1 protein-coding gene is annotated in these 522 nt (G+C 33.5%); it reads left to right on the forward strand.

Going from position 1 to position 522, the window contains the following annotated elements:
• Nucleotides 1-69 precede the first annotated feature (69 nt).
• Nucleotides 70-492, forward strand: coding sequence for an Imm26 family immunity protein (locus COI44_RS23650; RefSeq protein WP_098430058.1), 423 nt, complete (start codon nt 70-72; stop codon nt 490-492).
• The last annotated feature ends 30 nt before the right edge of the window (nt 493-522 follow it).

A 522-nucleotide genomic window follows, 5' to 3' on the forward strand; every position in this document is an offset into this window, starting at 1 on the left:
TTACCTATCTGTATCAATAAGGAATGTTATAATTGGAATAGATGAGAATGCTAAAAAAGGAGTACGCATATGGTTAAACGAACTAGAAGAAAAATAGGTAATATTCATGCGATACCTTTACCTAATGGTAACTTTGCATTCGGTCGTACATTTAGAGATGCTTCAATTGGAATATACGTTCATATTGGTGAGAATATTGAAGACTTACCAAAAATAGAAGATTATCAATTTGTAGTTGGTGTATATAACGATGTACTAACTTCAGGTGATTGGCCACTAGTTGATTATCGTCCGTTTAAAGATGAAAAAGAAGAATGGCCACCTCCAAGTAGTATAATTGACAGTATCTCAGGCGAATACTCAATTTATCATAAAGGAGAAATTAGTAAAGCCAATAAAGATGACTGTCAAGGATTAGAAATAGCAGCTGTTTGGGAAGCAGAAGATATAATTGATAGAATTACAGGCGATGATACATGGACTAATTTTTAAGGTGGAACAAAATCCTTATGCAACTAACGC

This window comes from Bacillus sp. AFS088145 (genome assembly GCF_002564465.1).
In the GTDB taxonomy this organism is placed as follows: Bacteria; Bacillota; Bacilli; order Bacillales; family Bacillaceae_G; genus Gottfriedia.